The organism is Streptomyces sp. NPDC050548 (assembly GCF_044457385.1).
Taxonomy (GTDB): domain Bacteria; phylum Actinomycetota; class Actinomycetes; order Streptomycetales; family Streptomycetaceae; genus Streptomyces.
Map to the genome: position 1 here is coordinate 1 of NZ_JBITGV010000017.1, position 25,644 is coordinate 25,644.

Here is a 25,644-nt window from a genome sequence, read left to right on the forward strand (position 1 = left end):
ACGGGCTGGACCTTGGCGATGTTCTCGGGGTCGCCGCCGACCATCAGCGCGTAGCCGTTCGTCAGGCCCCACACCCCGCCGGAGACGCCCGCGTCCACGAAGCCGATGCCCTTGGCACCCAGCTCCTCCGCGTGCTTCTCGTCGTCCGTCCAACGGGAGTTGCCGCCGTCCACGACGACGTCACCGGGCTCCAGGAGCTCTCCCAGCTCGTCGACGGTCGACTGGGTGGCGGCACCGGCCGGGACCATCACCCACACGACGCGGGGGCCCTTGAGCCTGTCCACAAGCTCTCCCAGGCTGTGGACATCGGCGAGGTCCGGGTTGCGGTCGTATCCGATGACGGTGTGGCCTGCGCGGCGGATGCGCTCGCGCATGTTGCCGCCCATCTTGCCGAGGCCGACGAGACCGAGCTCCATCAGTTGTTCCTTAGGGTGCGACGTGGCATGAGGGCACTCGCGTACCTGTGTCCGAGCCTAAACCCGGACGGTCATGCACACCTGTGGGCATACGCGCTCATAAGTACTGGGCGGTATGCCCCGACCTGCGGTGTTCTCGTCGGTACTGGTCAGCCGCTGAGGCGGACCGGCATGATCAGGTACTTGTAGGCCTCGTCCGCCTCGGCGTCCAGGGCGGGCCTGCCGCTGAGCAGCGCGGGCTTGGTGGAGGTCGTGAAGGACAGCTGGGCCACCGGGGAGTCGATGGCGCTCAGGCCGTCCAGCAGGAACGTCGGGTTGAAGGCGATCGACACGTCGTCGCCCTCCAGTTGGGCGTCGACGCGCTCCACAGCCTGTGCGTCGTCGCTGGAACCGGCCTCCAGGATCAGCACGCCCTGCTCGAAGCTCAGCCGCACCGGCGTGTTGCGCTCGGCGACCAGGGCCACGCGCTTGACGGCCTCCACGAAGGGGGCGGTCTCGATCACGGCGATGGAGTTGAACTCCGTCGGGAACAGCGAGCGGTACTTCGGGAGGTCACCCTCCAGGAGGCGGGTCGTCGTACGACGGCCGGCGCCCTCGAAGCCGATGAGGCCCTCGCCCGCGCCCGAGCCGGACAGCGCCAGGATCACGCTGTCGCCGCTCGTGAGGGCCTTGGCGGTGTCCAGGAGCGTCTTGGCGGGCACCAGGGCGACCGCGGACGCCTCCGGGTTCTCCGGCTTCCACAGGAACTCGCGGACCGCGAAGCGGTAGCGGTCGGTGGACGCCAGCGTCACCGTGTCGCCCTCGATCTCGATGCGCACACCGGTGAGGACGGGCAGCGTGTCGTCGCGCCCGGCGGCGATGGCCACCTGGGCGGCGGCCGAGGCGAACACCTCACCGGGGACGGTGCCGGTCGCGCCCGGCATCTGCGGCAGCGCCGGGTACTCCTCCACAGGGAGTGTGTGCAGCGTGAAGCGTGAGGAGCCGCAGACCACCGTCGCCCGTACACCGTCTGTGGAAATCTCCACCGGCCGGTTGGGGAGGGCTCGGCAGATGTCGGCGAGCAGCCGACCGGAGACGAGGACGGTGCCCTCCTCCTCGACCTCGGCGTCGACCGACACGCGCGCGGAGACCTCGTAGTCGAAGCTGGACAGGCTCAGCTGCCCCTCCTCGGACTTCAGCAGGAGGCCGGCGAGGACCGGCGCCGGCGGACGGGCCGGGAGGCTGCGTGCCGCCCAGGCAACTGCCTCCGCGAGTACGTCGCGTTCCACCCGGATCTTCACTGTTGCCGCCTCCTGCTGTTGCCGGCGCTTCTCGGCCTGCCTGGCTTCGTCGTCTGTCTCGGTGTCATCGGTCCCTGTGAGGGGAAGGACAACCGGGGAACAGTCTGACGCACAGCACTGACAGTAGGTGCCTCTCGGGGTCAAGTCGTGACGAGGGGCGGTCGGGCGACGAAGCGCGAGTTGTGCACAGGCCCCGCTTCGAAACGGTTTCCCAGCTCTCTCTAGTTGCTAGTAGTAGTAGGGGCTGTGGATACCGTGGATAACCCTGTTTTCCCAGCTCAGAGCGGGAATTTTGTCCACCGGTCCTGTGGGTGACGGCGGTGGACAACCTCGGGTTTCTGTGGAGAACGGAAAGTTCTGCACACCCCATGCACAGCCGAGGGCCACTTCTCCCCAGCGCCGTCCCCAGCTTTACCCACCTTTCCCACAGCCCAACCCGGCACCTTCGTGTGACGCCTTTCACTCGACACGGTGAGGTGGCGCGTCGCGTTGCCGAACAGTGGACAGCGGTGTGGAGAAGCTGGGGATCGCTGGGGACAACCGCCCCCAGCCTGTGGGTTGTCGGTGGACAACTCCGTCCCCAGCCTGTGGATCACGGATTTGTCCACAGCCTGTGGAGATCTTTTGTCCACGAATCCACAAGCACCTGACCTGGACTGATGGTCTCTCACCCGCGAGGCCTGTGGACACGTTCTGGACAACTTCGCGGTCCCCAGGATGTGGACGGAAGAAAGTCACCAAATCTGTGGAGGGCGGCCGTAACCCGGCGGGTATTCGAACAGCGGGCGGTCCGCACACAGCTGTGGATGAGCGGCGGACACGTCCCGAGCGGCCGCGGGACTGGTCCCGGAAGGGCGTTGGACCGCTTCGAAGCGGCTCCCGACTTGCTCCTGATCGTCGGCAGACCGTCGGCAGAACGCCTCCGGAGCGCCTCGCGAACGGCTGGGAGCGGCAGGGAGCGGCGCCGCCCTGGCTGCGGGTCGCCCAGTTGAAGCGCCTGCACGTTCCCTCCGAGCGCCGTCGCGGCCGACTCCCGGCAAGCCGAAGGGCGCCCGGGGAGAGAATCCCTGGGCGCCCTTCGGCGTCGTAACTGCGCTGCTGTCAGCCGTTCTTGATGCGGTTGGTCAGCTCGGTCACCTGGTTGTAGATCGACCGCCGCTCGGCCATCAGCGCGCGGATCTTGCGGTCGGCGTGCATCACGGTCGTATGGTCGCGACCGCCGAACTGCGCGCCGATCTTCGGCAGGGAGAGATCGGTCAGCTCGCGGCACACGTACATGGCGATCTGCCGGGCCGTGACCAGCTGGCGGCCGCGCGAACTGCCGCACAGGTCCTCGACCGTGATCCCGAAGTAGTCGGCGGTGGCGCCCATGATCGCCGACGCGGTGATCTCCGGGGTCGAGTCCTCGCCGCCCGGGATGAGGTCCTTCAGGACGATCTCGGTGAGACCGAGGTCCACCGGCTGCCGGTTGAGCGACGCGAACGCCGTCACCCGGATCAGCGCCCCCTCCAGCTCGCGGATGTTGCGCGAGATGCGGGAGGCGATGAACTCCAGCACCTCCGGTGGGGCGTTGAGCTGCTCCTGCACCGCCTTCTTACGAAGGATGGCGATACGGGTCTCCAGCTCGGGCGGCTGGACGTCGGTGGTCAGGCCCCACTCGAAACGGTTCCGCAGCCGGTCCTCCAGCGTCACCAGCTGCCTGGGCGGCCGGTCGGAGGACAGCACGATCTGCTTGTTGGCGTTGTGGAGCGTGTTGAACGTGTGGAAGAACTCCTCCTGCGTCGACTCCTTGTCCGCGAGGAACTGGATGTCGTCGACAAGAAGGATGTCCATCTCGCGGTACCGCTTGCGGAAGCTGTCGCCCTTGCCGTCGCGGATCGAGTTGATGAACTCGTTGGTGAACTCCTCCGAGCTGACGTACCGCACGCGCGTGCCGGGGTAGAGGCTCCGCGCGTAGTGCCCGATCGCGTGCAGCAGGTGCGTCTTGCCGAGCCCCGACTCCCCATAGATGAAAAGGGGGTTGTACGCCTTCGCGGGCGCCTCGGCGACGGCGACCGCGGCGGCGTGCGCGAAGCGGTTCGAGGCGCCGATCACGAACGTGTCGAAGAGGTACTTCGGGTTCAGGCGCGCGGTCGGCTCACCCGGGCCGGCCGCCGGCGCGGGCTTCGAGCCCAGCGGTCCCGTCGACCCCGGACCGCCGCGGTGCACATGGCCGGAGTTCGACGACGAGCGCGAGTCGGACAGATCGCGGCGCGCGTCGCGCTGGTTGTACTCCGCGCGGGACTGCTCGTACTCCGCGCGCTGCTGCTCGTACGACGGACGTTCCATCGACTGCGGGCGGTACTCCTGCCCAGGCGGGGCGTACTGGTCCTGCTGCGGCTTGTAGGAGTCCTGGGGCGGTGCGCCGTACTGGTCCGAGGACGGCGGGCCGTACTGGTCCTGTGCGGGCGGCGCGTACTGGTCCGGGGACGGTGAGGCGTACGGATCCCGTTCCGGGAAGCCGAGCCGCTGCTGCTGCCAGCCGTAGTCGTCCTGCGACGGCCGCGGCCAGGCGCCGGGCTCGGGGCGCTGGTACTCCGACGGGTAGACGGGGCGGGCGGTGGGCAGCTGATCGCCGGGGCCGCCCGGGAGCGGCTCGGCGCGATGACGGCCGTAGCCACCCTCGTAAGGGTCCCGGTTCTGCTCGGGTTCTTCGTAGCGGCGGGGCGGGGCGGGGGGTGCCGGCGGGCCCGGGGGCTCGCCCGCGGAGTCGTCGACGGTGATCGCGATACGGATCGGCCGGCCGCACTCGCGGCTCAGGGTCTCGCTGACGATCGGCGCGAGGCGGCCTTCGAGGACGCCCTTCGCAAATTCGTTCGGTACGGCGAGCAAGGCGGTGTCTGCGACGAGTGCCAGGGGCTGGCAGCGCCGGATCCAGTGCTCGTCCTTGGTCTCGACACCCTGCCCACGCCCCTCACCGAGAAGTTGCTCCAGCACTCGTGGCCACACTGCGGCAAGATCGGCAGGTACGTCAGCCACAGGGCACGCTCTCTCACGGGTCCCACGAACGTGTGGTTCGCGGACGGGACGGGATGTACATCGGGTGGGGCGCTCGGGAAAAACGTGTTGGGGCAGGGGACAAAGGAACGAATCGGAGTCTGGCCACGGTAGTCAGGGCGACGGGTGCGGTTCAAGTTGTTGTCCCCAGCCTGTGGATAGTGTCTCGCTGTGACCGCTGGTTTGACCGGATGGCGTAGCCCCGCGTACCGTGACCAGGTCGAGTTGTCGATGGCTGCTGCCGCCTGCCTCCGATGGGCACAGATCGCATGTGGGTGATCGGTCAGCGGTGCACTCGGGCGTTACTGCGAGCTACTCGTGGGCGCACGGTGACAGCCAGGACGGCACCCGCAACCACCGATTTATTTCTGGAGCCCCCTCGTGAGCAAGCGCACCTTCCAGCCGAACAACCGTCGTCGGGCCAAGACCCACGGCTTCCGCCTGCGGATGCGTACCCGTGCCGGTCGCGCGATTCTCGCGAACCGTCGTGGCAAGGGTCGCGCCAGCCTGTCCGCCTGATCCCGATCAGGTCATGACGTCGTGCTGCCTACCGAGCATCGGCTGAGGCGGCGCGAAGACTTCGCGACCGCGGTACGACGGGGTCGCCGGGCCGGCCGCCCGCTTCTCGTCGTCCACTTTCGTAGCGGTGCCACGGACCCGCACGCGCCAGGGGAGAGCGCTCCCCCGACGCGTGCGGGTTTCGTCGTCAGCAAGGCAGTGGGCGGCGCCGTGGTGCGCAACAAAGTGAAGCGCAGACTTCGCCATCTGATGCGTGAGCGAGTCGCCCTGTTTCCCCCCGGTAGCCTGGTAGTCGTACGAGCGCTGCCCGGAGCGGGCGACGCCGACCATGCACAGCTGGCCCAAGACCTGGATGCCGCCGTTCAGCGGCTGCTGGGAGGGGGCGCGCGATGAAGTACCCACTACTGGCACTGATCAAGCTGTACCAGTGGACGATCAGTCCACTCCTGGGTCCGGTGTGCAAGTACTACCCGTCGTGCTCCCACTACGGCTATACGGCCATCGACCGGCACGGCGCGATCAAGGGCACCGCGCTCACGGCCTGGCGCATCCTGCGGTGCAATCCGTGGTCGCTCGGCGGTGTGGACCATGTCCCGCCGCGCAAGCGACCCAGGTGGCACGAGATGCTGCGAGGCACACGGCGCGCAGACAAGGGCGGGACCTCCGCCGCCGAAACGGCCACTGAAGGGCTGAGTCCTTCGAGCCCGGCCGCAGAGACACCGTCCCATGCCCAAGGAGCATGATTAGTGGACACGATTGCCAGTCTTTTCAGCTTCATCACGACACCCGTTTCCTGGGTCATCGTCCAGTTCCACTCGGTGTACGGGAAGGTCTTCGGTCCCGACACGGGCTGGGCCTGGGGCCTGTCCATCGTGTCCCTGGTGATCCTGATCCGCATCTGTCTGATCCCGCTCTTCGTGAAGCAGATCAAGGCGACCCGGGCCATGCAGACCCTGCAGCCCGAGATGAAGAAGATCCAGGAACGCTACAAGAACGACAAGCAGCGTCAGTCCGAAGAGATGATGAAGCTGTACAAGGAGTCGGGTACCAACCCGCTCTCCTCGTGCCTTCCCATCCTGGCGCAGTCCCCGTTCTTCTTCGCCCTGTACCACGTGCTCAACGGCATCGCGACGGGCAAGACGATCGGCGTCATCAACGACTCGCTGCTCGCCAGCGCGCGTCAGGCGCACATCTTCGGTGCCCCGCTGGCTGCGAAGTTCACGGACGGTAGCGCCAAGGTCGCGGACCTCGGTGCCACGCTGACCGACGTCCGGGTCGTCACCGCGGTCATGATCGTGATGATGTCGGCGTCGCAGTTCTACACGCAGCGCCAGCTGATGACGAAGAACGTCGACACCACGGTGAAGACCCCGTTCATGCAGCAGCAGAAGATGCTGATGTACGTCTTCCCGGTCATGTTCGCCATCTTCGGCATCAACTTCCCCGTCGGTGTCCTCGTCTACTGGCTGACCACCAACGTGTGGACCATGGGCCAGCAGATGTACGTCATCCGCAACAACCCGACCCCGGGTTCCAAGGCCCAGGCCGCTTACCTGGAGCGCCTGACCAAGCACGTCACGCACCACGAGAAGACCCGCAGCCGGGGCGAGAAGGCCATCGTCAAGGCGATCGTCTCCAAGGGCCGTGAGCGCAACGAGTTCGAGCGCAAGTTCATCAACAGCCTCACCAAGGTGGGCCTCGTGGCCCAGGCCGACGGGACTGTGGTGAAGGGCGAGGCCGCGGTGGAGTCCGAGGACGGCACGCCCACCACGACCGCTCCCCGGCGCCAGCAGCCCAAGCGGCAGACCAAGTCCCAGCGCCAGTCCACCGCCGCGAAGTCGGCCGACGACAGTGCCGACAACACGGCCGACGACGCCGAGCCGAAGACCTCGCTGAGCAAGTCGGACGAACCCGAGGACGCCAAGCCCGCCACCGCTGCCAAGAAGGCCGCCCCGAAGCCCGCCGGCGGCACCCGCAGCAAGGCCCAGTCCGGACAGCGCAAGGGTCCGCAGCGGCCCAAGTCCCCGTCCAAGAAGTAAGAAGGAGTCCATCCCGTGACGGAAGGCACCACCACCTCCGCCGCCGCCGAGGGTGCAGACACCCTGTCCCGCCTGGAGCAGGAGGGCGAGATCGCGGCGGACTACCTTGAGGGTCTGCTGGACATCGCCGATCTCGACGGCGACATCGACATGGATGTCGAGGCCGACCGCGCCGCTGTCTCGATCATCAGCGACAGCAGCGGCCGCGATCTCCAGAAGCTCGTCGGCCGTGACGGTGAGGTGCTGGAAGCACTCCAGGAACTCACCCGCCTCGCCGTGCACCGGGAGACCGGGGACCGCAGCCGGCTGATGCTGGACATCGCCGGCTACCGCGCCAAGAAGCGCACCGAGCTGTCCGAGCTGGGCGCCAAGACGGCGGCCGATGTGAAGAACACCGGCGAGCCGGTGAAGCTGAACCCGATGACCCCGTTCGAGCGCAAGGTCGTGCACGACGCCGTCAAGGCCGCGGGACTGCGCAGCGAGTCGGAGGGCGAGGAGCCGCAGCGCTTCGTCGTCGTGCTTCCCGCCTGATCGGTCCCCTTGTTCCACCGGCCCCGTCTGTTGAGCAGACGGGGCCGAATTTTGTCAGCCTGATAGTCCTGTAGTTCTGGTGGTCCTGATGGTCAGCGCCCCATGCGCTCTTGCGGTACGGAAGGACGGTCCCCCGTGACGGAGGCAGCGGAGCTTCCCCCTGCGCCCGAGGTGGCGCGCGAGGTGTTCGGCGATCGCTTCGAGGATGCGGTCCGATACGCCGAGCTGCTCGCCGACGCGGGCGTGCAGCGTGGTCTCATCGGACCGCGCGAGGTGCCCCGCCTGTGGGAACGGCACATCCTGAACTGTGCGGTGCTCTCGGAGGTCGTGCCGGAGAGCGTGACCGTCTGCGACGTCGGTTCGGGCGCCGGCCTGCCGGGCATTCCCTTGGCGCTGGTCCGGGAGGACCTGAAGATCACGCTGCTGGAGCCCTTGCTCCGGCGGACCAACTTCCTCGCCGAGGTCGTCGAGCTGCTGGGGCTGGACCATGTCACGGTTGTGCGCGGTCGGGCCGAGGAGGTCATGGGCAAGTTGCAGCCCGTCCACGTGGTGACGGCGCGGGCCGTGGCACCGCTGGACCGGCTGGCCACCTGGGGCATCCCTTTGCTGCGGCCCTACGGAGAGATGCTCGCCCTCAAGGGCGACACCGCGGAGGAAGAACTCAAGGCAGCGGGAACTGCTCTGAGCAAGCTCGGTGCTGTGGAGACGTCCATCCTCCATGTGGGCGAGGGCATCGTGGATCCGCTGTCCACGGTCGTGCGTGTCGAGGTGGGTGAGAGTCCCGGTGGCGTCCGCTTCGCCGCCAAACGCGCGAAGGCCGCGCGCACCGGACGGACCCGCCGTCGTCGCTGATCCGTCCTGACGACGAGACTTACTCCACACAAGCTGCCTAACCTACGCATGCCGGAGTGTCGCGGACAGTTCGGCCTCGGCTGCTGTGCATCGTGTTTCACGTGAAACGTCGCTCACTGCTCCACGGCATCATCAGCCGCAGCCGCGCGGCCGAACCCCGCGATCGGAAGCCTCTCGGATCACTCGGAGAGGGCACGGAGTTGTCCACAGAGGTGGAATTCTCCACAGAACAACAGGCCTCACTGGTTCACGACCCTGAAGACATGGGAGGCTCTGTTCATTGCGAGCCTGAAGTCGAGGAGAGTGAATCCTTGCGGTCCGACGCCAACATCGCGGGACCGATGACCGATCCGGTCCCCGGTCCCCGTACCGAGTCGATGGGGGAGGATGTTTCACGTGAAACACCGCCCCCTATGGACGACACTCCCATCGGTCGTGCTGCCCAACTGGCTGTGGAAGCCCTAGGTCGTGCGGGCGAGGGCCTGCCGCGACCAGAGCAGACCCGAATCATGGTTGTCGCCAACCAGAAGGGTGGGGTGGGCAAGACGACGACGACCGTCAATCTTGCCGCTTCGCTGGCACTGCACGGTGCCCGTGTTCTGGTGGTCGACCTCGACCCCCAGGGCAATGCCTCTACGGCGCTGGGGATTGATCATCACGCCGAAGTTCCTTCCATCTATGACGTGTTGGTCGACAGCAGGCCTCTCTCCGAGGTCGTTCAGCCGGTTCCCGATGTCGAGGGTCTCTTCTGTGCCCCTGCCACGATCGATCTCGCCGGTGCGGAGATCGAGCTGGTGTCCCTGGTGGCGAGAGAGAGCAGACTGCAGCGGGCGATCCAGGCCTACGAGCAGCCGCTGGACTACATCCTCATCGACTGTCCGCCTTCGCTCGGCCTGCTGACGGTCAATGCGCTGGTCGCCGGTGCGGAGGTTCTCATCCCGATCCAGTGCGAGTACTACGCGCTGGAGGGCCTCGGACAACTGCTCCGCAATGTCGATCTGGTGCGGGGACACCTCAACCCCAACCTGCATGTGTCGACCATCCTGCTCACCATGTACGACGGCCGGACGCGTCTCGCGTCCCAGGTCGCGGACGAGGTGCGCAGCCACTTCGGCGACGAGGTACTGCGGACGAGCATTCCCCGCTCGGTCCGTATCTCCGAGGCACCGAGTTATGGGCAGACGGTACTGACCTACGATCCCGGATCGAGCGGTGCCCTCTCCTACTTCGAAGCAGCAAGGGAAATCGCACTGAAGGGTGTGGGCGTCAGCTACGACGCACCGCACGCGCACATCGGCGCGCAGAGCGACCAGAGCATGGTGGAGGGCATCCAGTGAGCGAGCGACGGAGGGGTTTGGGCCGTGGGCTCGGCGCACTGATCCCCGCAGCCCCGACCGGGGAGAAGACGGTGGCTCCGGCCGCCATGGGAGGCGGCTCCGCATCCGCATCCCCCACGGCCGTTCCGGTCATCACCGGTGACCGAGGAGTGGCCGCGGCGAAGGTCACCACCTTGCCGCCGGTTTCCTACGACACCGAGGAGTCGTCGTACGGCGCCGTGGAGACGTTCGCGCCTCCCATCGGTGCCCACTTCGCCGAGCTGCCTCTCGACTCCATTACGCCGAACTCGCGCCAGCCGCGTGAGGTCTTCGACGAGGATGCGCTGCAGGAACTCGTCACCTCCATCAAGGAGGTCGGCCTTCTCCAGCCCGTCGTCGTACGGCAGATCGCTCCGACGCGCTATGAGCTCATCATGGGCGAGCGGCGCTGGCGGGCCTGCCGTGAGGCCGGACTTGAAGCGATCCCGGCGATCGTGCGGGCCACGGACGACGACAAGCTTCTCCTGGACGCCCTCCTGGAGAACCTGCACCGCGCCCAGCTGAACCCGCTCGAAGAGGCAGCTGCCTACGATCAGTTGCTCAAGGACTTCAACTGCACGCACGATCAGCTGGCGGACCGTATCGGGCGTTCCCGCCCGCAGGTCTCCAACACCCTGCGTCTGCTGAAGCTCTCGCCGTCGGTCCAGCGCCGTGTCGCGGCAGGCGTGCTCTCCGCCGGCCATGCCCGGGCACTGCTCTCCGTCGACGACTCGGAGGAGCAGGACCGGCTCGCGCACCGGATCGTGGCGGAAGGGCTCTCCGTGCGGGCCGTCGAGGAGATCGTGACCCTGATGGGTTCACGGCCCCAGACCGCTCAGCGCTCCAAGGGACCGCGGGCCGGCGCGCTGGTCTCTCCGGCGCTGTCCGACCTCGCCACCCGTCTCTCGGATCGCTTCGAGACCCGGGTGAAGGTCGACCTGGGGCAGAAGAAGGGCAAGATCACTGTCGAGTTCGCCTCGATGGAGGACCTTGAGCGGATCCTCGGCTCGCTGGCTCCGGGTGAGGGACCGGTCCTGCAGAGGAGCCTGCTGGACGACGACTCGGAGGACGAGGCCTGAGCCCGTCCGGCTACGGCACGGGTTTCGTTCGTCCGACCTGTGGAGCGGGCCGTGTCCGGTGTGTACCGGAACACGGCTCGCTCTTTGCTTTCTGTCGGTATCGATGCAATCGCATCATGGATACGATGCGTTCGGGTATGGCGCATCCACCTGGCAGCACCTCTTAGGGGAGGCAGGGGCCATGCGAACGGTGAGCCGCACCGGACTGGTGAGCGCGGGTCTGGGCCTGGGGGCGGTCGGCGGGTTCGTCGGCAGTCTGCTCAGGGAACGCAGCGCTTTGACAGCCGCCCGCGATGCTGCGGGCGAAGGAAGCGAGGATCAGCCTTCATGGGGCGTCGGCTCGTACCGCTCACGTTGGACAACCTCCCGGACATTCCCCACCGTTGCCGGTCGTGCGTCTTCTGGGAGCTGGACCCCGTCAGAGGCCAGGCCGCGGTAAGAGCGGGCACGACAGCCCTGGAGAAGGAAGCCTGGATCTCCGCCGTCCTACTGGACTGGGGCTCCTGCGGGCGGGTCGTCTACGTCGATGACGTGCCGGTGGGTTTCGTCCTCTACGCGCCCCCCGCCTACGTTCCTCGCTCGACGGCGTTTCCCACGAGCCCCGTCTCACCGGACGCTGTGCAGCTGATGACGGCGTTCATCATGCCGGGCTATCAGGGACAGGGGCTGGGCCGGGTCATGGTGCAGACGGTCGCCAAGGATCTACTGAGGCGGGGCTTCAAGGCGATCGAGGCCTTCGGCGACACCCACTGGAAAGAGCCTGCCTGCATACTGCCTGCCGATCATCTGCTCGCCGTGGGCTTCAAGACGGTCCGCCCGCATCCCGCCCATCCGCGAATGCGGCTGGAGCTGCGTACAACGCTCTCCTGGAAGGAAGACGTGGAGCTGGCGCTCGACCGGCTCTTGGGGGCGGTACAGAAGGAACCAGCGCTGCGACCGCTCTAGGAGCAGCCTGGGACAGCTCCAAAGCAAATGGGCCGACTCCGGGGAGTCGGCCCATCCATGTTTCACGTGAAACATCACTCGGCGATGAAGTCCTCAAGGTCGCGGACGATCGCGGCCTTCGGCTTTGCACCGACGATGGTCTTGGCGACCTCGCCACCCTGGTAGACGTTCAGGGTCGGGATGGACATCACGCCGTACTTGGCGGCCGTACCCGGGTTCTCGTCGATGTTGAGCTTGACGATCTCGATCTTGTCGCCGTACTCGGCGGCGATGGCTTCGAGGGACGGAGCGATCTGACGGCACGGACCGCACCAGGCGGCCCAGAAGTCCACGAGGACGGGCTTGTCGCTCTTGAGGACGTCCTGCTCGAAGGAATCGTCGGTCACATTCTTCAGAGTGCCGGCCACGGCGGGCTCCTTAACTTGATCGTGCGGTGGGGCGGATGGGGGTCAGACGGTGGTCTTCGCGGGCTCTGCCTTCTCCTCGTCCGCGAGGGCGGAGAGGAAACGCTCGGCGTCGAGAGCCGCGGAGCAGCCGGTGCCGGCGGCGGTGATCGCCTGGCGGTAGGTGTGGTCGACGACGTCACCGGCGCCGAAGACACCGGTCAGGTTGGTCCGGGTCGAGGGCGCCTCGACCTTCAGGTAGCCCTCCCCGTCCAGGTCCAGCTGGCCCTTGAAGAGTTCCGTGCGGGGGTCGTGGCCGATCGCGATGAACAGGCCCGTCACCGCGAGGTCGGAGAGTTCCCCGGTCTTCAGGTTGCGCAGCTTGAGGCCGGCCAGCTTCGGGTCGCCCTCGATCTCGGCGACCTCGCTGTCCCAGACGAACTTGATCTTCGGGTCGGCGAAGGCACGCTCCTGCATCGCCTTGGAGGCACGCAGGCTGTCCCGGCGGTGGACGATCGTCACGGACTTTGCGAAGCGGGAAAGGAAGGTCGCTTCCTCCATCGCCGTGTCACCGCCGCCGATGACGGCGATGTCCTGGTCCTTGAAGAAGAAGCCGTCACAGGTGGCACACCAGGAGACACCTCGGCCGGAGAGGGCGTCCTCGTTCGGCAGGCCCAGCTTGCGGTGCTGGGAGCCGGTGGTGACGATGACGGCCTTCGCCTTGTGCACGGTGCCCGAGGTGTCCGTGACGGTCTTGATCTCACCGGTCAGGTCGACGGAGATCACGTCGTCCGGGATCAGCTCGGCGCCGAAGCGCTCGGCCTGGGCACGCATGTTGTCCATGAGCTCGGGGCCCATGATGCCGTCCTGGAAGCCCGGGAAGTTCTCGACCTCGGTGGTGTTCATCAGCGCGCCACCGGCGGTGACGGCACCCTCGAACACCAGCGGCTTCAGCGACGCGCGCGCGGTGTAGAGCGCCGCCGTGTAGCCGGCGGGCCCGGAGCCGATGATGATCACGTTTCGGACGTCGCTCACGGCTTGGTTCCTCGTCTCTGGACTGCGTCAGTACGACCGGTGGGAGCCCCTGTCAGAGCCTCCACCCCACCCAACGGATCCTACGGGGCCCGCATTCCCGGTGTGTCCGGGCACACGGAGACGGCACACAGGAGGGAAGTACCACACCGGTTGGCGGTAAGACGTCCGAAGTCAGGAACGCGCGTACGACCGCGTCAGAAGAACCTTGCCAGGGGTGGATGTCTGCCCACTGACGCAGGCCGCGTCGACGACATACGCCGTGACCCGGGTGCTGTCGGAGGCATCGGGCAGTACCACGAGATACGCGGCGTTCCCGTTGTAGGTGCCCTTCTTGGCACCGAGGACATCGTCATTGCCGCGGTTGATGCCCTGCCTGATGCAGTTCGGGATGGTGCCGGAGGGCTGGATCAGGGTTTGAGGGGTCTTGACGGAGGACTTCGGACCGTCCGGCACAGTTGCGGCGTTCCACGAGTCCCCTGTATCAGGGCTCCGACTCGTGGCGGTCTTTACGGAGAGAAGATCCGCGACCTCGCTCTCCAACTTCCCCTTCGAGAACGTGTCCGTGGCACTGGTCGGGTTCCCATGACCCGCGTCGGACGTCTTGTGGTCGCCCAGCGACTGGAGGAAGAGGGAACCCGCTCCGAGAACGGCCGCGGTGAACACGGCTCCCAGGACGATCCTCCCGCGGCGACCGCCGCGACTCCGGTCCTTGCGTCCGGGTCCGGTCGCCGCATGCGCACGTCCTGACGGGCGGTCCGCCGGAAGCGATGTTTCACGTGAAACATGCGTCCCGGTGTCCTCGCCGGACACCGATCGGGACGCGCTCACCAAGGTGGGTGCGTCCAGGGTCTCGGGGGCGGTGGCACCAAGCAGGGCCTCCGCGGCGAGGGCCGCGTCGATACGGGTCGCGACCTCTGCGGGCATCCTCGGTGGGCCGGGCAGTGTGCCCAGCAGTCCCCGGATCTCCTCCAAGGAGTCATGGACATCCGCACAGAGCTCGCACTCGTCCAGATGCTGTCGTACCTCGGTCGTCCGGGACGGCGGGAGGAGGCCCTCGGTGAGGTCGGAGATCTCCGCGACGTCCGGGTGCCCGGCCGTGTCCGTCGTGGATGTCACGCTCGCCCACCTCCGCCCTTCACAGCAGCTGAATCGCTCGGCCCTGTATCCCTGGGACCCGATTCGCGTGGTCCCGCTGCCGGTGGGACGGATGTCCCCTGCGCCCGGTTCCGTCGTGCCCCCGGTTCCTCGTCGTCAGCGGCTCTTTCCGGCCGCAGATGGGTGAGGAGCGGAAGGAGTCTGGCTCTACCGCGGGCGCAGCGGCTCTTCACCGTGCCCGTCGGTACATCGAGCATCCGGGCGGCCTCCGCGACGGGGTAGCCCTGCATGTCCACGAGGACGAGGGCGGCGCGCTGGTCGGGTGGGAGGGTGCCCAGGGCTTCCAGCAGTTGGCGGTGCAGGTCGTTGCGCTCCGCAGGAGCGGCGGCCGACTCGTGCGGCTCCAGGAGCTGTTCGAGCCGCTCGGTGTCGTCAACCGGGGACGTCTTCCTGGAGGCGGCCTTGCGGGCACGGTCCAGGCAGGCGTTCACGGTGATCCGGTGCAGCCAGGTCGTGACGGCCGACTGGCCGCGGAAGGTGTGGGCGGCCCGGTAGGCGGAGACCAGGGCGTCCTGGACGGCGTCCGCGGCCTCCTCGCGGTCGCCCAGCGTACGCAGGGCCACGGCCCAGAGACGGTCCCGGTGACGCCGTACGAGCTCACCGAAGGCGTCCGGGTCGCCTTCGACATGACGGGCGAGCAGATCCTGATCGCTCATGCCGTCGTGTCCGGCGCCTTCCGCCATCGGACCCCCTCCCCCTCCGGTGAGACGTCAGCCCGTGAATTTCACGTCGGTGATGGCCTGCTTGTAGCCGGCACCGCTGTAGCCGTCGCTGGGCGCCATCGGCACATCGGTGATCCACAGCAGTACGTACTGCGTCTTCAGCGACTTCGTCGCCTTCACCGTGAGAGAGGTTCCACTGGTGGTGGCGGTTCCGATCTCGGTCATCTCGTCGACTCCCGTCGAGGGTGTCAGCGAGTCGGTGGCGTAGAGATGGATCGTCGTGTGGTTGCCGGTGTACCGGAGCCCTATCGAAGCGGCCGAGATCTTCTTGGCCGAACCGAGGTCGTAGACGATACCCACGCCGGGCTTGTACGGCGCCAGTTTCGGGCCGGAGTTGTAGCGCTTGGTCCGCCAGTAGGTGGTGCTGTCACCGTCGTACGTCTTGGCGACGTCGCCCGGTGCCTGGGCGTCCCCGCTCGCGACGTACTCCTTCGCGCCCTCGATCGTTATGGCCGCGACCGGCTTGGTGTTGCCGCCGTTCTTGTCGTTCCCGTCCGTCGGCTGCGTCTGCTTGGTGTCGTCGGACTTGTTGCCCTGATCCATCAGAGCGTCCGCGAGCTGCCAACTGCCCAGGCCCAGCGCGGCGATCAGCAGCGCCGACACGGCCCACTTGAGTGCCTTACCGGTGCGGCTCTGCAGCGGGGGCGGCGGGGTCGGCACCGCCTGGGTGGCACCGGGATGCGGCGCGGGGCGGCCGTACGTGCCCTGTTGGTAGGTCGTGCGCTGGTACTCGGGAGGCGCGGTGAACGCGGGCTCCGGCGGGCGGATGCGGGGCATCTCGCCGATCGCCTTCACCAGCTCCTCCGGAGTGGTGCACGCCGATTCGTGCCGGGAGGCCGTGGCGCCGTCGTTGGCGAGCGCGCGCATGGCGAGCTCCGAGAGACCTCGGTGGACACCCGCGCGCACCTGGTCGGGGGCGATGAGGCCGACGCCCTTGGGCAGCCCGGACAGGCCGTAGGCGTCGCTCTCGTACGGCCAGCGCTGGGTGAGCGCCGCGTACAGCAGGGCGCCGATCGCCTCCGTGTCCGTGCGCTGCGGGGTGTCCGAACTGATGCCGCGCAGCGCGGCGTTGACGGCCAGGCCCCGGATGCGCCACTGACCGGACGAGGTGCGCAGCACCGCGTTCGGGTTCAGGCGCAGATGGGCGAGGCCCTCGCGGTGGGCGGCGGCCATGGCCGAGGCGATCTGGCTGACCATCTGGTAGGCGTCGTGCGCCTCCAGTGGGGCGGGCGCCAGAAGCGCGGTCAGTTCCGTGGCGTCGGGCAGCCATTCGTGCACGACGTAGACGAGGTCGTTCTCCTCCACGGCGTCCAGGACCTGGACGAAACGGGGATCACCCAGCAGCGCCGAGGAACGGGCCGCGGCCAGCACCGAGCGGGCCCGCGCATGGTCCGCGGGCAGGATGTGCACACCGACGGCACGGCGGAGCTTCTCGTCCACCGCGCGCCAACTGCTGAAGCCGTCCAGACGGGTGACGCACTCTTCGAGGCGATAGCGTCTGGCGAGCTTGTGCCCGCTGTGCAGTTCGGGAGGTGAGGCCTTCTCGGTTTCCTCGATCCCGCCACTCCCCTGTGCCTCGTCGCTGTCCGTGTCCCGCTCCGGGTTCTGGGCCACCCCGTCGGCCGTGGACTGGTCCGCCTTGGCGGTCAGCGGCTCGTCGCCGCTGTTGTCTGCCACGTCGACGGCAGCCGTGCTCCGTTCCGCCACCGCCGCTCCTGCCTCCCCATCCGTTGCACGCTGTCCAACGCCGAAACCAATTGTGCCCACAGTCTGCCGCTATGCACGACACACAGGGGCGGACGATGGTTGTGCATGTGCCCCCGCTCAGCGCCCCAAGCGCCCGCGCACCATGCCGACGAGGGAGTTGAGCTCCTCGATACGCATGCGACGTGCGGCGACGTAGAAGACTCCGAGCAGTACGGCACCGCCCACCAGAAGCGCGGCGAACGAGCCGACGACACCCTGGCCGAGCGTATGTCCGATCCCGTAGCAGGCCGCACCACTGAGCAGTGCTGCCGGCACCGAGGCGATGCAGAGCCGAGCGTACGTCCGCAGCACCCGAGCGCCGTCCAGGTCGCCGTTGAGCCGCTTGCGCAGCCGGTTCCAGGCGACACCGACACCGGTCGCGTACGCGAGGCCGTACGAGGCCGACATGCCGACCACGGCCCAGCGGGCCGGGAGCACGAAGTAACAGACCGCCGAGGCGCCTGCGTTGACCGCGGCGACGATGACGGTGTTGTAGAAGGGCGTCCGGGTGTCCTCGTAGGCGTAGAAGGCACGCAGGACGACGTACTGCACCGAGTACGGGATCAGGCCGAGGGCGAAGGCCATCAGCATGAAGCCCATGTTCGTGGCTTCCCTGGTGCCCGAGGAGCCGAAGATCAGGGTGCACATCGGGATGCCGAGCGAGAGGAGGCCGAAGGCGATCGGCACGATCGCCACGGCGGTCGTGCGCAGCCCCTGGGAGATGTCGTCGCGGACGGCACCTCCGTCGCCCTCCGCCGCCGAACGCGAGATGCGTGGCAGCAGCGCGGCCATCAGAGAAACGGTGATGATCGCCTGTGGCAGGCCCCAGATGAGCTGTGCGTTGGCGTAGGCGGCGAAGCCGGTGCCATCGACGGGCGAGGACTTTCCCGCAGCGGTGGACAGCTGGGAGACGACGATCGCGCCGGCCTGGTTGGCGAGGACGAAGAGGACGGTCCACTTGGCGAGCGTCGCGGCCTTGCCGAGGCCATGGCCCTTCCAGTCGAACCGCAACCGCATCCGGAACCCGGTCTCCCGCAGATACGGGATCATCGCGAGCGCCTGGACGACGAGGCCGAGCAGCACACCGGCGCCGAGGAGTCGCTGGGCCTCTGGCGGGATGTTCGTGACTTTCATGCCGGAGTTCGCGGAGGTGCCGTACACCCAGATGAACATGCCGAGCGTCACGATGATGACGATGTTGTTCAGGACCGGTGTCCACATCATCGCGCCGAACTTGCCCCGCGCGTTGAGGATCTGGCCCATCACGACGTGGATGCCCATGAAGAAGATCGAGGGCAGGAAGTAGCGGACGAAGGTGACGCCTACCTCGTTGGCCGCCGGGTCACTGGCCACCGGATCGGACAGCAGGCGGATCAGGAGCGGTGCCGCGAAGACCGCGAGCGCGGTCAGCGCGCCCAGTGCCACCATGACCAGGGTCAGCAGCCGGTTGGCGAAGGCCTCGCCGCCGTCCTCGTCCTCCTTCATGGCGCGCACGAGCTGCGGCACGAAGACGGAGTTGAGTCCGCCGCCGACGGTCAGGATGTAGATCATCGTCGGCAGCTGGTAGGCGACCTGGAAGGTGTCACCGAGCAGGCCGACACCGAGGGCCGAGACGATCAGCGCGGAGCGGACGAAGCCGGTCAGGCGGGAGACCATCGTGCCCGCCGCCATCACGGCACTCGACTTCAGGAGTCCGCCGGCCTTCCCGGCCTTCTTGGGAGCGGCCGACGGCGCGGGTGCCGTCGGGGTGAGCTGCATCGTGGCGTCGGACATCGGGGCCGGGGTCGGCGCGAGGGGTGCCTGGCCCGACGGCGGTGCGGGGGACGGGCCGGGGACCCCGGGAGGGTCCATCGACGGGCGTCCGCCGCCCTGGCCCTGGTCCCGGAAGAGATGGGCGAAGGCGTCCGGCTCCTGGTGGTCCTCGCCGGCCCCGGTCACGAGGTCGTCGACGCCCACGAACCGGGTCGTGCGCGCGTCGTCGCCGTAGGGCAGGTACTGGGTAGGACCCTCGGGCTCGGGCGCCGGGGTCTGCGCCCACACACGGGGGTCGGGGGCGTACGGGGACTGGGGCGGCTGGGCGTAGAGCGGGGGCTGCGGCTGGTACGTGCCCGGAGGCGGCGGGGGATGGGCGGCGCGGTCGTAGAGCGCCTCGGCGACCGGGTCCTGGGCGGAGAGGTCCTGCGCCCGGTAGGGGTCCTGGTCGTAGGCGTCCTGGAGGTACATGTCCGCGGGGGGCTGTGGCGGCACCTGGCCGTGTTCGGGCGGCGGACCCTCGGGGTAGCCCGAGCCGCCCGCGCCCTGACCGCGGTCACCGTCGTACGGCGCGTTCATGGTTACCCCACCTCATCGTCCCCGGGCCCACCGGCCACGACATCGCTCAACGGTCCACTCTCTCACCCGTGCCGGACGGGTCGGCGCTTTCCGGTGCGGTGTCCGGTGTCGGGTCACTCGGCTGCTCCGGGTCGTCTGCCCGGGACGGAGTGCCGGACTCCTCCTTGAGACGGTCCTGGGGGCCTTCGGGACTCTCCGGCCCGTCGGGATCCTCGGCCGCCCCGTCGTCGGGCCCCTCGGGGCCCTCCTCCTCGGCCTGGCGGGCGACGGCGCGCTTGCGGTGGGTGTACATCCGGAAGCCGGCCAGGACGAGCAGCAGGACACCGCCGCCGATGACCAGCATGACGGTGGCTGTGACCTCGGTGACCTTCACGTCGAACCGGACGGACTGCCCGTACTGCTGGCCGTCCTCCGTGTACAGCTGGGCGACCACGCCCACCTTGCCGTTGGCGTTGGCCGTCGTGGTGAACTTCACGGACTGGCTGTGCCCGCCGTTGACCGTGACCTTCTGCTCCGTGTAGGCCTCGCCACCGATCTTGAGGCGCGTGGGGTTCGTCGAGGTGAGGCGGAGGATGAGGTGGTCGACGCCCTGCACGAGGTTGTTCTGCACGGTCACGGGGATCGTGGCGCTGCGGCCCGAGAGCTTGGTCTCGGACTTGTCGATCAGTTTGACCTGATCGGTGAGATCGTCGAGATAGCCCAGCACGCTCTGGCGGAAGTTCTCCGCCTCACCGGCCCCTTCGCGCCACGACGTGGACATCTCGCGGTTCATGGCCCGCCCGAAGGGGGTAACCACGCGGGACTCGTTGCTGAGGATCACCTGGAAGTTGTCCAGCTTGTCCTGCGTGGTCGCGATCTCCTCGAAGGCCGACCTCGGCAGTTCCTGCTTGCGCAGCGAGGAGGGGTACCTGGAGGACGACGGGATCTTCGTGGTGGCACCCGGGTCCGGCTTGGCCTTGGCCGCCGCGGCGAGATCCTGCGACTCGGTCCAGGTGCTGCCCTGAAGCGCCGTCAGTGCCTCGGCCATCGCCTGGGCCTGGCTGGCGGTCGGCATGCGCTGCGGGGCGACGACGATGCTGCGCTGCTTGTCCGTCTGCAGGTCGAGCGCCAGGCTCTGGGCCAGGAACTGCTGCTCGGCGAGCGTGGCCGCCCCGGCCTTCGTGAGATCGCCCTCGAACGCCGTCGAGAGGCGCGCGTCGGCGACCACCGCCGTCGTTCCGCCACCGATGGGCCGGGCCGCGGAGGGCGTGTACGGCAGGCCGCCGGTCTCCTGGAGGCTGTCGCTGCGGGCGATGACCTTGTCGGCGCCGGCCGAGGTGGCGACCTTGATGATCGACGGGTCCACGGCGCCGCTCACCGGCCACGCGAAGTCGGTGGTCGGTGTCACGTGGAGCACCGTTTCCACGGTGGTCGCGGCGACGTCCGTAGCGTCCTTGAGGTGGCTCAGCGAGCCGGTGACGCTGGTGCCGTTGTGGGCAAGGGACGCCAGGTCAGGATCGGCGAAGGGGAGGGCTACGACCTCCTTGCCGGCCACCGCGGACTGCAGCGCGGCCAGCCATGCCTTGGCGACCGCCTGGTGGGTGCCGGTCGTGGTGGTGTCGCCGGCGCCCTGGATCTTGTAGCTGCGGGTCATCGCGTCGACGGAGGCCAGCAGGTCCGGGTCGATCACCCAGGTGACGTCGAGGTCCTTGCCCAGGGAGAGCATCTGGTCGAGCCGTCCGCCCGGGGCGATCTCCTTGGCGAGGTCGTCGTTGAGGAAGACCGGCGTCTGCTGTTCGTTGGAACCCGTCTGTGCCGTCATGTGGACGGTGGAGACGAGCGGCCACAGATACGTCGTCTTCGTCTTCGTGTCCGCGTCGTCGGGCTGCCACGGCAGGAACGTCCGCTGAATGCCCAGCACCTGGTCCCACTGCTGGGCGGAGGTCTGGCCGGAGAGCGAGACACCGAGCGGGTAGACGCCGTCGTCGCCGAGGCCCAGCTTGTCGACCGGCACGGAGAGGGTGAAGGGTTCGGCGACGCCCGGAGTGAGCTTGGAGAACTTCTGTGTGTACTTGTCGTCGATCTCCGAGCCGTCGACACCCTGGACGAAGTCGGTGCGCTGGGCGGCGCTGTCGATCGCCGAGCGGGTGGTCAGTGCCTGTCCCAGGCGCAGGCCCACGTGGGCGTCGGTGACCGCCTGCTTGCCGTTGTTCGTCACCGTTCCGGAGACGGTCAGCGTGTCCCCGTCCGTGGGGACACTGGGGGTCAGTGTGTCCACGGAGACGGACACGGTCTGCGAGCCGGAGGCGGCCCGCGCGGAGGACTGCTCGGTCGCACCGGCGGGCGCGGCGACGGACATCTGGAGGAGGCCGGCCAGCAGAGGCGCCCCAGCGAGCAGTGCGCCGGTGCGCCGCAGCCACCGGCGGGCAGGTGAGGGACACGTCCCCTGGAAGTCTGCCGCCTCGGCCACGCGCTCGCCCGTCCCTCGTCATCGTCAGTGGTCGTCGCAATGTGCGTCCACGCATGGTAACGATGCGCGCTGAGGGGAAGTGCCGCGGACTGCTCCACAAGATCGCAGATCGATATCGGTGAGTCCTATATGTGGGCGTATAAAGGGGAACACTCAGATACATCGCAAGGGCTGTGCTTGTGCAGGTATCCGTTGATGTATTCGTGGACGTTTAATGGAGGCGCCCATGGTCGCCCGGGCCACGTACCCTTTTCTGTTGTGCCGAACGCCAACGAAGACAACCCCAGTGCCCTGAGCCAGGTGCAGCAGCGCGCGGTGCGCGAACTGCTGCGGGTGGCTCCCGTCGCCGACGACCTCGCCCGCCGTTTCCAGGAGGCCGGGTTCTCCCTCGCCCTGGTCGGCGGCTCGGTCCGCGACGCGCTGCTAGGCCGGCTCGGCAATGACCTGGACTTCACGACGGACGCGCGGCCCGAGGACGTACTGAAGATCGTCCGTCCATGGGCGGACGCCGTGTGGGAGGTCGGGATCGCCTTCGGCACGGTGGGGGTGCAGAAGGACGCCCGCGTCGGAGACGTCGACAGGCGGTTCCAGATCGAGGTGACCACCTATCGGTCGGAAGCGTACGACCGGACTTCGCGCAAGCCCGAGGTGTCGTACGGCGACTCCATCGAGGAGGACCTCGTCCGGCGCGACTTCACGGTGAACGCGATGGCCGTCGCACTCCCGGAGAAGGAGTTCATCGACCCGCACGGCGGTCTCGGCGACCTCGCGGCCCGGGTGCTGCGTACCCCGGGTACTCCCGAGGCGTCCTTCTCGGACGATCCCCTGCGGATGATGCGAGCGGCCCGCTTCGCCGCGCAGCTCGACTTCGAGGTCGCCCCCGAGGTCGTCACGGCGATGAAGGAGATGTCCGGGCGGATCGAGATCGTCTCGGCCGAGCGGGTGCGCGACGAACTGAACAAGCTGGTCCTCTCCGCGTACCCCCGCAAGGGCCTGACCCTGCTCGTCGACACCGGTCTCGCCGACCACGTCCTGCCCGAGCTGCCCGCCCTGCGCCTGGAGAGCGACGAGCACCACCGGCACAAGGACGTCTACGAACACACGCTGATCGTGCTGGAGCAGGCGATCGAACTGGAGGAGAGCGGCCCCGACCTGACCCTCCGGCTGGCCGCGCTGCTGCATGACATCGGCAAGCCGCGCACGCGGCGCTTCGAGAACGACGGCAGGGTCTCGTTCCACCACCACGAGGTGGTCGGCGCGAAGATGACCAAGAAGCGCATGCTGGCGCTCAAGTACTCCAACGAGCTGGTGAAGGACGTCTCACGTCTCGTCGAACTCCACCTGCGTTTCCACGGCTACGGCACCGGCGAGTGGACCGACTCGGCCGTCCGGCGCTACGTCCGTGACGCCGGCCCGCTTCTCGGCCGACTCCACAAGCTGACCCGCTCGGACTGCACCACGCGGAACAAGCGCAGGGCCGCCGCACTGTCCCGTGCGTATGACGGGCTGGAAGAACGCATCGCGCAGCTTCAGGAGCAGGAGGAGCTGGACTCGATCCGTCCTGACCTCGATGGCAACCAGATCATGGAGATCCTTGGCGTCACGCCGGGGCCGGTCATCGGCCGCGCCTACAAGTTCCTGCTGGAACTGCGGCTGGAGAACGGGCCGATGGAGCATGAGGCGGCGGTGGCCGCGCTCAAGGAGTGGTGGGCCTCGGAGAGCTGAGGCCATGGAACGGGGCATGTTTCACGTGAAACATGCCCCCGGACAGCATCGGGGCGGTGTTTCACGTGAAACATGAGACACCGCCCCGCGCTGTGCAACTGCCTTACTTCTTGTAGTCCTTCAGGCAGAGCAGGAAGTCGCTGCCGTCACCGCTCTGGGTGTACGAGTACTGGAAGTCCTTCGCGGCTGCCGAGCACTTCGCGTCGGCCTCGCTCGCAGAGTAATTGCCGCTGATCTTGGCCAGCACCGTGTACTGGGCCTTCGCGTCGCTGCACTTCACGACCTCAAGGTCCGGTTTGGTGTCGCTGGTGCTGCCCCGGTGCATGCAGTCACCGACCTTGGCTGTGTCGGGGTCGTTCTGACTCGATATGGCGCCGTAGATGGCGGCGCCGATACCTATCACGATGATGATGGCGAGCCGGATCAGCTTGGGGCTGAACCGGCGCCTCGGCTGCGGCGGAACAGGAGCGAACGGAGCCGCACCCTGGGGCGGGAATCCGGGCTGGCCGGGCTGCTGCGGGTAGTCGCCCTGGGGCGGATACGGGGCCTGGCCCTGCGGCGGGTACGGAGCCTGCTGCTGAGGCTGGCCGTAGGGCTGCTGACCCTGGGCGTATGGGTTCGGGCCCTGAGGCGGCGGAGTTGTCATTCGAGGTCCCCCCTGGAACATGGGCGCATGGCGCGGCATTGGCACGCGGCATGGTGCGAAGTAAGACGCACGTAAGTTACCGGCACCCACTGACACCGCTGTGACCCGGATCGACTCCGTGTCAGTGATGTGACACTTTCCGGCGCTCAAAGTGGGCCATAGCCACAGCAACTGCCGAGTAGATAACGGCGACCGTGACCACCAGCGTCACCGAACGGCCGTCCGGCGGCAGTACCAGGGCGGCCATCGCCGCCGCGCCGACGAACGCGACGTTGAACAGCACGTCGTAGACGGAGAAGATCCGGCCGCGGAAGCCGTCGTCCACCAAGAACTGCACGATCGTGTCCGTCGCGATCTTCGCGCCCTGTGTGGTCAGGCCCAGGACGAAGGCCGCGGCCAGCATCGGGGCGGTGGTGAACGGGAGGCCGAGGGCCGGTTCCAGGACCGCGGCGCCCGCGGCGCACACGGCGATCCAGCGGCCGGGGCCCAGTCGTCCGGCGGCCCAGGGCGTCACCACGGCCGCCACGAAGAAGCCGGCGCCGGAAACCCCCAACGCCAGCCCCAGCAGGCGCAGTCCGTCGTCCGGGGTCGACGACAGGGCGTACCGGCAGAGCATCAGCAGCAGGACCGTCAGGGCGCCGTAGCAGAAGCGCATCAGTGTCATCGCGAGGAGAGCCTGGACCGCCTCCCGGCGCTGCGGCGCGGCGAGATGGTGTAGCGCCGCGTCGAGGTCCCGGGCGGTGCCGGCGAGGGCGGTTGCCAGTCGGGGGCGGGTCAACGCGTGGTCGGGGCCGAGGAGTTCGGGGGCCATGCGCAAGGAGGTGAGGGCCGCGCACAGATACAGGGCGGCGCCCAGCAGGACCACCGCGGCGTCGGTGTCCGCGACGAGCAGCCGGACGACGAAGGCGAGGCCGCCGCCCGCGGTCGCCGCCAGTGTTCCGGCCGTGGGAGAAAGGGAGTTGGCGAGGACGAGCCGTTCGTCGTCGACCACGCGAGGGAGCGCGGCGGACAGACCGGCCAGGACGAAGCGGTTGACGGCGGTGACGCACAGCGCGGAGACGTAGAAGAGCCAGTCCGGGACATGGCTCACCATCAGGACGGCCGTCAGCGCGGCCAGCAGGGCGCGCAGCAGGTTGCCGTAGAGGAAGACCTGGCGGCGGCGCCAGCGGTCCAGGAGGACGCCGGCGAAGGGGCCGACGAGGGAGTATGGGAGGAGCAGGACCGCCATCGCGGAGGCGATCGAGCCGGCCGAGGTCTGTTTCTCCGGGGAGAAGACGACGTAGGCGGCGAGTGCGACCTGATAGACGCCGTCCGCGCCCTGGGAGAGGAGGCGTACGGCGAGCAGGCGGCGGAAGCCCTGGAAGCGCAGAAGGACGCGCAGGTCATGGACGACGGCCATG

22 protein-coding genes are annotated in these 25,644 nt (G+C 68.1%); 10 read left to right on the plus strand and 12 right to left on the minus strand.

Annotated features, from left to right (window positions below; genetic code table 11):
• The 3 genes from ACIBJH_RS36420 to dnaA all read right to left on the minus strand — a co-directional run.
• Positions 1-416: NAD(P)-binding domain-containing protein (locus ACIBJH_RS36420; protein ID WP_399121239.1), on the minus strand; the 416-nt coding region annotated here is incomplete at its 3' end.
• 149 nt (positions 417-565) lie between these two features.
• On the minus strand, positions 566-1,696 hold the full coding sequence (gene dnaN / locus ACIBJH_RS36425) for a DNA polymerase III subunit beta (protein ID WP_200717773.1): 1,131 nt from the start codon (positions 1,694-1,696) through the stop codon (positions 566-568).
• A gap of 1,101 nt (positions 1,697-2,797) precedes the next feature.
• Positions 2,798-4,714, minus strand: a complete 1,917-nt coding sequence (dnaA, locus tag ACIBJH_RS36430; RefSeq protein WP_399121240.1) for a chromosomal replication initiator protein DnaA — start codon at positions 4,712-4,714, stop codon at positions 2,798-2,800.
• A gap of 399 nt (positions 4,715-5,113) precedes the next feature.
• Here dnaA and rpmH point away from each other — a divergent pair, with 399 nt between their 5' ends.
• The 9 genes from rpmH to ACIBJH_RS36475 all read left to right on the plus strand — a co-directional run bounded on the left by rpmH (position 5,114) and on the right by ACIBJH_RS36475 (position 12,052).
• Positions 5,114-5,251 carry a 50S ribosomal protein L34 gene (gene rpmH, locus ACIBJH_RS36435; RefSeq protein ID WP_006381191.1) on the plus strand — a complete coding sequence of 46 codons (138 nt, stop codon included), beginning with the start codon at positions 5,114-5,116 and terminating at the stop codon, positions 5,249-5,251.
• Positions 5,252-5,272: 21 nt separating this feature from the next.
• Positions 5,273-5,644, plus strand: a complete 372-nt coding sequence (rnpA, locus tag ACIBJH_RS36440) for a ribonuclease P protein component (RefSeq protein ID WP_078532680.1) — start codon at positions 5,273-5,275, stop codon at positions 5,642-5,644.
• Positions 5,641-5,994: a membrane protein insertion efficiency factor YidD gene (gene yidD / locus ACIBJH_RS36445; protein WP_399121241.1), complete on the plus strand. Its 354-nt coding sequence runs from the start codon at positions 5,641-5,643 to the stop codon at positions 5,992-5,994. Before rnpA ends, yidD begins: the two co-directional genes overlap by 4 nt.
• Before the next feature lie 3 nt (positions 5,995-5,997).
• The gene (gene yidC, locus ACIBJH_RS36450) at positions 5,998-7,290 is read left to right on the plus strand and encodes a membrane protein insertase YidC (RefSeq protein WP_399121242.1); all 1,293 of its coding nucleotides are present in this window, start codon (positions 5,998-6,000) and stop codon (positions 7,288-7,290) included.
• A gap of 15 nt (positions 7,291-7,305) precedes the next feature.
• Positions 7,306-7,821 carry a R3H domain-containing nucleic acid-binding protein gene (locus ACIBJH_RS36455; RefSeq protein ID WP_200716169.1) on the plus strand — a complete coding sequence of 172 codons (516 nt, stop codon included), beginning with the start codon at positions 7,306-7,308 and terminating at the stop codon, positions 7,819-7,821.
• Positions 7,822-7,956: 135 nt separating this feature from the next.
• Positions 7,957-8,673, plus strand: coding sequence for a 16S rRNA (guanine(527)-N(7))-methyltransferase RsmG (rsmG, locus tag ACIBJH_RS36460; RefSeq protein ID WP_026179255.1), 717 nt, complete (start codon positions 7,957-7,959; stop codon positions 8,671-8,673).
• A 263-nt stretch (positions 8,674-8,936) separates the two neighbouring features.
• On the plus strand, positions 8,937-10,010 hold the full coding sequence (locus ACIBJH_RS36465; protein ID WP_078532690.1) for a ParA family protein: 1,074 nt from the start codon (positions 8,937-8,939) through the stop codon (positions 10,008-10,010).
• The gene (locus ACIBJH_RS36470; RefSeq protein ID WP_399121243.1) at positions 10,007-11,107 is read left to right on the plus strand and encodes a ParB/RepB/Spo0J family partition protein; all 1,101 of its coding nucleotides are present in this window, start codon (positions 10,007-10,009) and stop codon (positions 11,105-11,107) included. Before ACIBJH_RS36465 ends, ACIBJH_RS36470 begins: the two co-directional genes overlap by 4 nt.
• A gap of 327 nt (positions 11,108-11,434) precedes the next feature.
• Positions 11,435-12,052 (plus strand): GNAT family N-acetyltransferase, encoded by a 618-nt coding sequence (locus ACIBJH_RS36475; protein WP_399121244.1) that lies wholly within the window; start codon positions 11,435-11,437, stop codon positions 12,050-12,052.
• A 74-nt stretch (positions 12,053-12,126) separates the two neighbouring features.
• Here ACIBJH_RS36475 and trxA read toward each other — a convergent pair whose 3' ends face one another.
• The 7 genes from trxA to ACIBJH_RS36510 form a co-directional block, all read right to left on the minus strand.
• Positions 12,127-12,459, minus strand: a complete 333-nt coding sequence (trxA, locus tag ACIBJH_RS36480; RefSeq protein WP_007383275.1) for a thioredoxin — start codon at positions 12,457-12,459, stop codon at positions 12,127-12,129.
• A gap of 42 nt (positions 12,460-12,501) precedes the next feature.
• Positions 12,502-13,470, minus strand: coding sequence for a thioredoxin-disulfide reductase (gene trxB, locus ACIBJH_RS36485; RefSeq protein WP_399121245.1), 969 nt, complete (start codon positions 13,468-13,470; stop codon positions 12,502-12,504).
• A 171-nt stretch (positions 13,471-13,641) separates the two neighbouring features.
• Complete coding sequence (locus tag ACIBJH_RS36490; protein ID WP_399121246.1) at positions 13,642-14,586, minus strand: anti-sigma factor family protein; 945 nt, start codon at positions 14,584-14,586, stop codon at positions 13,642-13,644.
• Positions 14,583-15,308, minus strand: coding sequence for an RNA polymerase sigma factor SigM (sigM, locus tag ACIBJH_RS36495; protein ID WP_399121247.1), 726 nt, complete (start codon positions 15,306-15,308; stop codon positions 14,583-14,585). The genes ACIBJH_RS36490 and sigM overlap by 4 nt, the downstream gene beginning before the upstream one ends.
• 27 nt (positions 15,309-15,335) lie before the next feature.
• Entirely contained in the window at positions 15,336-17,054 is a 1,719-nt protein-coding gene (locus tag ACIBJH_RS36500) for a serine/threonine protein kinase (RefSeq protein WP_399121248.1), read from the minus strand.
• A 117-nt stretch (positions 17,055-17,171) separates the two neighbouring features.
• Positions 17,172-19,424, minus strand: coding sequence for a murein biosynthesis integral membrane protein MurJ (gene murJ, locus ACIBJH_RS36505; protein WP_399121249.1), 2,253 nt, complete (start codon positions 19,422-19,424; stop codon positions 17,172-17,174).
• A 46-nt stretch (positions 19,425-19,470) separates the two neighbouring features.
• Positions 19,471-21,873 carry a DUF6049 family protein gene (locus ACIBJH_RS36510; RefSeq protein WP_399121250.1) on the minus strand — a complete coding sequence of 801 codons (2,403 nt, stop codon included), beginning with the start codon at positions 21,871-21,873 and terminating at the stop codon, positions 19,471-19,473.
• A 258-nt stretch (positions 21,874-22,131) separates the two neighbouring features.
• Here ACIBJH_RS36510 and ACIBJH_RS36515 point away from each other — a divergent pair, with 258 nt between their 5' ends.
• On the plus strand, positions 22,132-23,598 hold the full coding sequence (locus ACIBJH_RS36515) for a CCA tRNA nucleotidyltransferase (protein WP_399121251.1): 1,467 nt from the start codon (positions 22,132-22,134) through the stop codon (positions 23,596-23,598).
• A 103-nt stretch (positions 23,599-23,701) separates the two neighbouring features.
• Here ACIBJH_RS36515 and ACIBJH_RS36520 read toward each other — a convergent pair whose 3' ends face one another.
• Together ACIBJH_RS36520 and ACIBJH_RS36525 are read right to left on the minus strand one after the other, a co-directional pair.
• The gene (locus tag ACIBJH_RS36520) at positions 23,702-24,244 is read right to left on the minus strand and encodes a hypothetical protein (RefSeq protein WP_399121252.1); all 543 of its coding nucleotides are present in this window, start codon (positions 24,242-24,244) and stop codon (positions 23,702-23,704) included.
• A 121-nt stretch (positions 24,245-24,365) separates the two neighbouring features.
• Positions 24,366-25,643, minus strand: coding sequence for an MFS transporter (locus tag ACIBJH_RS36525; protein ID WP_399121253.1), 1,278 nt, complete (start codon positions 25,641-25,643; stop codon positions 24,366-24,368).
• Position 25,644: the final 1 nt, after the last annotated feature.